Raw genomic sequence first — 9,315 nt, 5'->3', positions numbered from 1 at the left:
CGCGGAAACCATCTTGGCCAGCGGCCGCGAGTGGCCGCACCGACAGGCCGAACATATGGACGCAAGCGATCCGATCCGTTCTGAAAATCTCTTGCTGCACGGGGGCCGTCCACATATGGGTCCCGGGCTCGGCACTTCGTGCCGCCCCGGGACGACCGAGCAAATAAGGGAATTCACCCCCGCGCCAGCGCGAGGCGGTCGCCGACCAGCAGCTCGCGGGCGGCCTCGGCCGGCATCGGCTCGCCGAACACGTAGCCCTGCACGTACTCGCAGCCGAGCTGATAGAGCTCGACGGCGTCCGAGTCGGTCTCGGCGCCCTCCGCCACCACCTCCATGCCGAGGTCGTGGGCGAGCGAGATGATCGAGCGCAAGAGCACCGGCCGGGTGCCCTTCGACGTCGTGCGCACGAACGACTTGTCGATCTTGATGGTGTCGAACGGGAAGCGCTGCAGATAGGCGAGCGAAGAGTGGCCGGTGCCGAAGTCGTCGAGCGCGAGGCCGGCGCCGAGTTCCTTGATGCGCGTGAGGATCTGCGCGGCGAGCTCGGGATTCTCCATCACCAGGCTCTCGGTCATCTCCAGCTTGAGGCTGCCGCGCATCAGGCCGGAGCGGGCCATCACGGTGCGCAGGTCGTGGATCAGGTCGTGGCGCAGGAGCTGGCGCGACGACACGTTGACGCTGGCGAACAGCGGCACGCGGGTCGGCACGGCGCGCTGCCAGATGGCGAGCTGACGGGCGGTGCGCTCCAGCGCGAACAGGCCGAGGTCGACGATCAGGCCGATCTCCTCGGCGATCGAGATGAATTCGGACGGCGACAGCCGGCCCATCTTGGGATGATCCCAGCGCGCCAGCGCCTCGAAGCCGGCGACCGAGCGATCCTCCAGCCGCACGATCGGCTGATACAGGAGCGTGATCTCCTCGCGCTCGAGCGCGCGGCGCAGCTCCGATTCCAGCGTGAGCCGGTCGGTCTTGCGGGAGCGCATCGCCGGCTTGTAGATCTCGACGCGATCACCACCGGTCTTCTTGCCGTGATACATCGCGAGCTCGGCGTCCTTCAGCACCTCGTCGGGGCGCTGCGCCTGGGCGTCGTGCAGCGCGACGCCGAGCGACGCGGTCAGGATGATCTCGCGATCGTTGAAGGTGATCGGCGCGTTGATGGTCTTGCGCATCGCCTCGGCGAAGGCGATGGCGCGGCTCGAATCCTTCTCGGACAGCAGAATCAGGCCGAACTGGTCGCCGGCGAGGCGGGCGAGCGTGTCCTGCGGCTTCAGCAGCCGGCCGAGGCGGCGCGCGAGCGTCAGCAGGATCGAGTCGCCGACCGCCATGCCGAGCGAGTCGTTGACCTGCTTGAAGCGGTCGAGGTCGATCACCACGACGGTCGGCTTGATCGCCGGGTCCGCCTTGGCGAAGGCGAACACGCCCTGCAGGCGGTCGAGGAAGAGCTGGCGGTTGGGCAGGCCGGTGAGGTTGTCGTGCACGGCGTCGTGCAGCAGCCGCTCCTCGGCGGTCTTGAAGTCGGTGACGTCGGTCAGCGTGCCGACCAGGCGCACCACCTCGCCGTCGGAGCCGACCACGGGCCGGGCGCGCAGCGAGAACCACAGATAATGGCCGTCGGCGGTGCGCAGCCGGAAGTCCTGCACCAGCCGGCCGCGGCGCTGCTCGACGGCGCTGTCGAGGGCGGCGCGGAAGCGGTCGCGATCGAGCGGGTGGAGCACCTCGAGCCACTGCGCCGCGGGGGCGTCGAGGGTGCCGCGCTTGAGGCCGAGCGCCAGCTCGGTCTCGGGGCTCGTGTAGACCTTGTCGGCGGCGACGTCCCAGTCCCAGATCAGGTCGCCGGCGCCAGTCAGCGCCAAGGCGCGGCGCTCGATGTCGGACACGATCCCCTGCGTGACACCGCCTGCAAAAGCGTGCTGCATCACCGTGAAGCCGATCAGCATGACGATCAGCACCAGGCCGCCGAGCAGCGCCGGGCCGACGATGTCGTTGGTCACGGCGCCCGTGACGGTCATGCCGGCGGCGACCACCCAGACGACCAGGAGGACCCAGGTCGGGATCAGCAGCACGGCCCGGTCGAACCCGTGGGTCGAGAGATAGAGCACCAGGCCGAGGCCGAGAGTCGCGGCGAGCAGCAGCGACAGGCGGGCGACGCCCGAGGCGATCGCCGGATCCCACAGCGCGACGGCGATCAGCGCGGCCAGCACGGCGAGCCAGCCGATCGTCACATGGGCGTAGCGCACGTGCCAGCGCGACAGGTTGAGATAGGCGAACAGGAAGACGACCAGGGTGGCCGCGAGAATCGCCTCGCCGCAGGCGCGCCAGATGCGCTCGGCCCCGGCCGACATGTCGAAGACCTTGCCCCAGAAGCCGAAGTCGACGCCGATATAGACCAGCACGGCCCACGCCAGCGCCGCGGCGGCCGGGAACATCACGCTGCCCTTGACGACGAACAGGATGGTGAGGAACAGCGCGAGCAGGCCGGCGATGCCGATCACCATGCCGTGGTAGAGCGTGAACGAGTTGACCTTGTCCTTGTAGGCCTCCGGCTCCCACAGATAGACCTGCGGCAGCCGGTTGGTGCGCAGCTCCAGCACGTAGGTGACGACGGCGCCGGGATCGAGCGTGACGCGGAAGATGTCGGCCGTGGCGCTGTCCTGGCGGTCGGGACGATCGCCGACGCTCGGCGTGATGGTGGCGACGCGCGAGAGGCCGAGATCGGGCCACAGCAGGCCGGAGCCGACCATCTGATAATGCGGCACGACGATCAGCCGGTCGAACTGCTCGTCGCTGGTGTTGGCGAGCGCCAGCACGGCCCAGTTGCTGCCGCCCTCGCGCGAGCGCACCTCGATGCGGCGGACGATGCCGTCCGGCCCCGGCGCGGTCGACACCTGCACGCGGTCGCCGTCGGTCTGCTGCATCTCGACCGCTTCGGTGAGATCGATGGCCGGAATGTCGGGCCGCACGCTGACGGCCTGGACCGCCTGCGCGGCCGGAACGGCGCCGAGGAGGGCGAAACCCGCCAGCACCAGCGCCGCAAAGGCCGCGCGCAAGGTCCGCAAAACGTGGATCTCCCGGTGGTCGCGCGCCGCGCCGTCCGAGGGCCGGCCGCAGCGTCACGCGTGCATCGTTGTTCCGACGTCACGGTCGACGTCACTGTCGAGCCTGCCCGCACCGAACCGCCCGCGGGCCCCGCAGTGCGACCCACCGTGGTGCCGTCCGGGTCCGGTGCGCGGCCCCGACCTCCACTAGCCGCGCCGGCCCGGGAGGGCAAGGATTCCACTCCCGCGGCCGGAACGCCACCGGTAATTGCGCCGCGCCGTGGTGTCTCGGTGCGCGGCGCCGCTTACGATCCGGCACGGACGCCGGCGTCTAGACCAGAAGCACGATCTTGCCGATATGGGCGCTCGATTCCATCCGGGCGTGGGCGGCGGGCGCCTGCGCGAGCGGGAAGCTCGTGTCCATCACGGGCCGCACCCGTCCGGCGGCGAGGAGCGGCAGGACGGCCTCGCCGGCCGCCGCGACGATCGCCGCCTTGTCGGCGACCGAGCGCGAGCGCAGCGTCGAGCCGGTGTGGTGCAGCCGCTTGAGCATGATGCGGCGGAAATCGACGGTCGCCTTGGACGGCCCCTGGAAGGCGATCTGCACGATCCGCCCGTCGACCGCGGCGGCCTCGTAGTTGCGGTCGATGTAGTCGCCGCCGACCATGTCGAGAATCACCTCGACGCCCGCGCCGGCGGTCGCCGCCTTGGTCTCGGCGACGAAATCCTGGGTCCGGTAGTTCACGGCGACGTCGGCGCCGAGCCTGACGCAGGCGGCGCATTTGTCGTCCGAGCCGGCCGTGACGATCACCCGGGCGCCGAACGCCTTGGCGAGCTGGATCGCCATGGTGCCGATGCCGGACGACCCGCCGTGCACCAGGAGCGTCTCGCCCGCCTTCAGGCCGCCGCGCTCGAACACGTTGTGCCACACCGTGAACAGCGTCTCCGGGATGGCGGCCGCCTCGGCGTCCGAGAGGGTTTCGGGGACGGCGAGGGCGTGGCTCTCGTGGGCGACGCAGTACTCGGCGTAGCCGCCGCCCGAGACCAGCGCCATCACCCGGTCACCCGGCGCGAACCGCGTCGCGTCGGGCCCGCGTGCCACCACGGTGCCGCAGATCTCCAGGCCCGGAATGTCGGAGGCGCCGGGGGGCGGCGGGTAGAAGCCCTTGCGCTGGACGACGTCGGGCCGGTTCACGCCGGCGGCCGCGACCTTCACCAGGATTTCGCCGGAGCCGGGCGTCGGGACGGGGCGCTCCTCGGGGCGGAGCACCTCGGGGCCACCGGGGCTCGAGATGCCGATGGCGGTCATGCGGGCGGGCAGGTCGGTCATGGGAGCACGTGATCCGTCAGCGAGGAGGGTCCGGGCACGCCGCCGGTGGACGGCGACGCTTGCAGGCCGATGGTCCCGGAGGCATGGTCGCCGCCGCGTCGGCGGCGGATCGGCCGGGCGACACACTAGAGCATGATCCCGGCGGAAGGGATCCGGTTTTCGTCTGCCGCATGCCCGGCGCGCGGAGCGGACCGGCGGGGCTCACGGAGGACCAGGATGGCGATCGGGGACGAGGACGACCGGCCCAAGCGCAAGCTCACCCACGACATCGGCCAGGACCTCGCGCTCCTTTCGGTCGCCGAGATCGACGAGCGCATCGGCCTCCTGCGCGACGAGATCGCCCGGCTGGAGGCGGCCCGCGCCGCCAAGCAGGCATCGCGCTCGGCCGCCGACCTGTTCTTCAAGCGGTGACGCGGGCGGTTCGCGCGGGCGAATAGCGCGGGGCGAATAGCGAATAGGGAAGAGCGGGCGGGGGAAACTCGCTACTCGCTACTCGCTACTCGCTACTCGCTACTCGCTACTCGCTACTCGCTACTCGCTACTCGCTACTCGCTGGTCGCTGGTCGCCGGCCGCAGGGCGGCCCGCGCCGGTCGACCCGGCCGGTAAGGGGCCGTTAAGCTTTCTCGAATATTACTGTTGAGGTCCACCTCGTGGACATCGAGTGGCTCCTGTCCACTCTGTTTGACGCCTCCCTGTTGACACTTCGGGCCGCCTTCGTGGCGGCCCCTTTTTTCGACGGCCGTGGCGGGGCTTGCGCGATCGGGGTGACCACCGCACCGCCGGATTGCGACGAATTGGCGGAAACTATGTCGCGAAATCTTGCGGTTTCGCGCCGCGGCGGCGGCTGGACTCCGCCCGCCCCCCCCGCCATAGTTCGGGCCCAACAGGGGTGCCCATGTCCGACCATTCGCCCATCATGGCGAGCCCGGTGTCTTTCGGCGCGCGGCTCGCATCCTCCCAGGCCTTCGTGGTGCTGTTCAGCGACGGCATGAAGCTGGTCGAGGAGACGGCCGCCTATCTGGACGGTCCCGGCCGCAGCGAGTCGAAGCAGCTCGAGCGCACCGCCGCGCTGTCCTACGCGACCGAGAGCATGCGTCTGACCACGCGGCTGATGCAGCTCGCCTCCTGGCTGCTGCTGCACCGCGCCGTCAACGAGGGCGAGATGTCCCTCGACCAGGCCAATCGCGAGAAGACCAAGGTCAAGCTCGGCATCGGCGACCCGGCCGATCCGGAGACCCTCAAGCTCCTGCCCGAGACGCTGGTCGCACTGATCGACCGCTCGCTCAAGCTGCAGGACCAGGTGCGTCGGCTCGACGCGACCATCCACGCCCCGGTGCCCGAGGCGCCGCCGGTCGCCAACCCGCTGGAGCGCCAGCTCGGCCTCCTGAAGGCCGCCTTCGAGCGCGACGGCGACTAGGCCGCGCCTCCCTTCACCGAGAAACGTTCCCATTCCGCTGTGCGACCGCGGAGGCATCCTCGTGTCCCGGGCGCGGCGCGACGCGCCGCGAACCGGGACCCAGGGTCGACCGGACGAGACGCCTCCCGTTCCGCCCCTGGGCCCCGGCCCTGCGGCGCATCAGGCCTGCGGCCTGCCGCGCCTTGTCCGGGGCACGCGGGGCATGCGTAGGCAGCCAACGCCGAAAGGCCGGGCGGTGGCCCGGCCTGATCCTGTCGATGCTGCGGCGAGGAGACGGGACGGCGCGCGGCCGTCCGGCTCACTTCAGGCCGAGGCCCGAGAACTTCTTCTGGAAGCGCGACACGCGGCCGCCGCGGTCGAGGAGCTGCTGCGAGCCGCCCGTCCACGCCGGGTGCGACTTCGGGTCGATGTCGAGCCGCAGCGTGTCGCCGGACTTGCCCCACGTCGTGCGGGTCTCGAACTCGGTGCCGTCGGTCATGACGACCTTGACGGTATGATACGCGGGGTGAATGTCGGCCTTCATCGCTCGATCCCAAATTCTCGATCTGTCGGAAGTTGCGGGGTCTATAGCTCAGCGGCCCCGGCGAGACAAGCCGGGGGCACGCCGCCCTGCCCCGGGCCGCGCGCCGGATCCCGCACGACCCGGGTGCCGGCACAAACCACGGTAGCGGAAAAACCCGGCATCCGGGCTTTTGCGCGCATTGTCAGGGGTGCCGGCGCGAGTCATTGTCCGGCCGCGCGCGAGCCACGGCGCCGCCCGGTGCGGGATCGCGTGACGAGTTGCTGTTCCATCGATTTTCCAGTCGTGTCGACGTCGAGCGGGATGCCCCATGAATCTTGACAGCGGCGGACGCGGGCTCGGATCGAGCGCGTCCCGGGTCGGCCAGAAGCCGGAGGACAACCGGCGCAACATCAAGCCGCTGCTGGCGGTCGTGCCTTACGTGATGCGCTACAAGGGCCGCGCGCTCGCCGCCCTGATCGCCCTGGTGGTCGCCTCGCTCGCCACGCTGGTGCTGCCCGTGGCGGTGCGCCGGATGATCGATTTCGGCTTCACCGAGCAATATGCCGGGCTGATCCACCAGTACTTCTCGGTGCTGATCCTGCTCGCCGCCGTGCTCGCCGGGGCGAGCGCGATGCGCTACTACCTCGTCACCACGCTGGGCGAGCGCATCGTCGCGGATCTGCGCACCCGCGTGTTCGACCATCTCACCGGGCTGTCCGCCTCGTTCTTCGATTCCTCGAAGAGCGGCGAGCTGGTGTCGCGCCTCTCCGCCGACACCACGCAGCTGAAATCGGCGGTCGGCGCCTCGGTGTCGATCACGCTGCGCAACCTGATGCTGTTCATGGGCTCCACCCTGATGATGGTGGTGACGAGCCCGCGCCTGTCGCTGTTCGTGCTGATCGTGATTCCGATCATCGTGCTGCCGCTGGTCGCCTTCGGGCGCGTCGTGCGGCGCCGCTCGCGCGAGGCGCAGGACACGCTCGGCGAGGCGTCGAGCTACGCGGCCGAGCTGATCGGCGCGATCCGCACCCTGCAGGCCTTCACCAACGAACGGATGGCGAAGACGCGCTTCGCCGACGCGGTGACGCGCGCCTGCGACGCGGCCTTCGCCTCGACCCAGGCGCGCGCCTGGCTCACCGGCATCGCGATCTTTCTCGTCTTCGCCTGCGTCGTCGTGATCCTGTGGGTCGGTGCCCAGGACGTCTACGAGGAGCGCATCACGGCCGGTCGGCTCAGCCAGTTCGTCATCTACGCCGTGTTCGCGGCCGGGGCGCTGGGCGAGCTGTCGCAGGTGTGGGGCGAGATCTCGCAGGCGGCCGGCGCCGCCGAGCGGCTCAACGAGCTCCTGGCGATCGAGCCCGAGATCAAGCGCCCGGCGCAGCCGGTGCCGCTGCCGACCCCGGCGCGCGGCGACGTCGCCTTCGCGCAGGTGCGCTTCTCCTATCCGACCCGCAAGGACGCGACCGCCCTCGACGACGTGACGTTCCGGGTGCGGCCGGGCGAGAAGGTGGCGATCGTCGGCCCCTCGGGCGCCGGCAAGAGCACCGTGTTCCACATGCTGCTGCGCTTCTACGACCCGCAGTCCGGCGCCGTGACGATCGACGGCGTGCGGCTCGCCGACGCCGATCCGCGCGACATCCGCTCGCGCATCGCGCTGGTGCCGCAGGACGCCGCCGTGTTCGCCGCCTCTATCGCCGAGAACATCCGGTTCGGCCGGCCCGGCGCGTCGGACGCCGACGTCGCCCGCGCGGCCGAGCTCGCCGCGGCGTCGGAGTTCATCGGCCGGCTGCCGCAGGGCATGCAGACGCAGATCGGCGAGCGCGGCGTGCTGCTCTCCGGCGGCGAGCGCCAGCGCCTCGCCATCGCCCGCGCCATCCTGCGCGAGGCGCCGCTCCTGCTGCTCGACGAGGCGACCTCGGCGCTCGACGCCGAGAACGAGACATTGGTGAAGACCGCGCTCTCCCGCCTGATGGAGGGCCGCACCACGCTGGTCATCGCGCATCGCCTCGCGACGGTGCTGTCCTGCGACCGCATCCTGGTGATGGACCAGGGCCGCATCGTCGAGGAGGGCACGCACGACAGCCTGGTCGCCCAGGGCGGTCTCTACGCCCGCCTCGCCCGGCTGCAGTTCGAGACCACGCCGGAGCCCGTGCCGGTGGTGTGAGGCGCGACGTGATCACGGCGCCGTCCTCACGTCCCCTCGTCCTCACATCCCGTCCTCCGGGGCGCGGGCGTAGCGCGACCGTGCACCGCCCCCGCTCACACCATCGCCACCTTGCCGGTCGCGATGTCGTAGACGGCGCCGACGACCTTGACCGTGCCCTTCGTCACCGCCTCGGCGACGATCGGCTTCGCTTCGACGAGGCGGCGCACGTTGTAGCGGACGTTCTCGGCGATCGCCGCGTCGAGCGGGTTCGCGGCCTTGGTCTTCTCGGCGGTCTCGATCGCCGGCCGGATCGCCTCGATCAGCAGCGGCAGGTGGCCGGGCAGCACCGTCTTGTCCTTGATGGTCTTCATGGTCGCATCGACGGCGCCGCAGCCGGAGTGGCCCAGCACCATGATCAGCGGCAGGCCGAGCACGGCGACGCCATATTCCAGGCTGGCGAGCCCGTGGTCGTCGACGAAGTTGCCGGCCACCCGCACGACGAACAATTCGCCCGGTCCCTGGTCGAAGGCGTATTCGGGGGCGACGCGCGAATCGGCGCAGCTCACCAGCCCGGCGATCGGATACTGGGCGCTCGCGCGCGCCACGCGGCCGGCGGAGAAATCGCGGTTCTCCATGGCGTTGCCGACGTAGCGCGCATTGCCGTCGACGAGCCGCTTCAGCGCCGCGTCCGGTCCGATGGCGTTCGGCCGCGCCGCGGCCTGCTGGGCGATGGCCGGCGCCACGCCGGTCGCCGAGAAGCCCGCGACGCCGCCCGCGAACGCGGCGGCGGCACCGGCGCCGAGCAGGGCGCGGCGCGACAGCGAGGGGCGGGTCGGCGCGGTGAAGGGCATGGCGTGGGTGCAGCGGGGGTCGTCACACATGGA

At 70.8% G+C, this 9,315-nt stretch carries 7 protein-coding genes; 3 read left to right on the top strand and 4 right to left on the bottom strand.

Annotated elements, in window-relative coordinates; all coding sequences use genetic code 11:
- Window positions 1-173: 173 nt before the first annotated feature.
- Entirely contained in the window at window positions 174-3,056 is a 2,883-nt protein-coding gene (locus tag CCR97_RS24560) for an EAL domain-containing protein (protein WP_244670651.1), read from the bottom strand.
- 310 nt (window positions 3,057-3,366) lie between these two features.
- Window positions 3,367-4,365, bottom strand: coding sequence for an NAD(P)H-quinone oxidoreductase (locus CCR97_RS24555; protein WP_111359650.1), 999 nt, complete (start codon window positions 4,363-4,365; stop codon window positions 3,367-3,369).
- A gap of 216 nt (window positions 4,366-4,581) precedes the next feature.
- Here CCR97_RS24555 and CCR97_RS24550 point away from each other — a divergent pair, with 216 nt between their 5' ends.
- A complete protein-coding gene (locus tag CCR97_RS24550; RefSeq protein ID WP_170146020.1) occupies window positions 4,582-4,776 on the top strand; it encodes a DUF1192 domain-containing protein in 195 nt (64 codons plus the stop codon).
- Between the two features lie 485 nt (window positions 4,777-5,261).
- Complete coding sequence (gene rcdA, locus CCR97_RS24545; protein WP_111360734.1) at window positions 5,262-5,783, top strand: protease adaptor protein RcdA; 522 nt, start codon at window positions 5,262-5,264, stop codon at window positions 5,781-5,783.
- 298 nt (window positions 5,784-6,081) lie between these two features.
- On the opposite strand, the gene rpmE is transcribed toward rcdA, so the two are convergent.
- The gene (rpmE, locus tag CCR97_RS24540; protein ID WP_111360109.1) at window positions 6,082-6,306 is read right to left on the bottom strand and encodes a 50S ribosomal protein L31; all 225 of its coding nucleotides are present in this window, start codon (window positions 6,304-6,306) and stop codon (window positions 6,082-6,084) included.
- A 307-nt stretch (window positions 6,307-6,613) separates the two neighbouring features.
- Here rpmE and CCR97_RS24535 point away from each other — a divergent pair, with 307 nt between their 5' ends.
- Window positions 6,614-8,449, top strand: coding sequence for an ABC transporter transmembrane domain-containing protein (locus CCR97_RS24535; protein ID WP_111360108.1), 1,836 nt, complete (start codon window positions 6,614-6,616; stop codon window positions 8,447-8,449).
- A 95-nt stretch (window positions 8,450-8,544) separates the two neighbouring features.
- On the opposite strand, the gene CCR97_RS24530 is transcribed toward CCR97_RS24535, so the two are convergent.
- A complete protein-coding gene (locus tag CCR97_RS24530; protein WP_201159965.1) occupies window positions 8,545-9,312 on the bottom strand; it encodes a carbonic anhydrase in 768 nt (255 codons plus the stop codon).
- Window positions 9,313-9,315 lie beyond the last annotated feature (3 nt).

It is taken from the genome of Rhodoplanes elegans, assembly GCF_016653355.1.
Taxonomy (GTDB): domain Bacteria; phylum Pseudomonadota; class Alphaproteobacteria; order Rhizobiales; family Xanthobacteraceae; genus Rhodoplanes; species Rhodoplanes elegans.
This window is presented reverse-complemented; position numbering and strand designations above follow the sequence as displayed.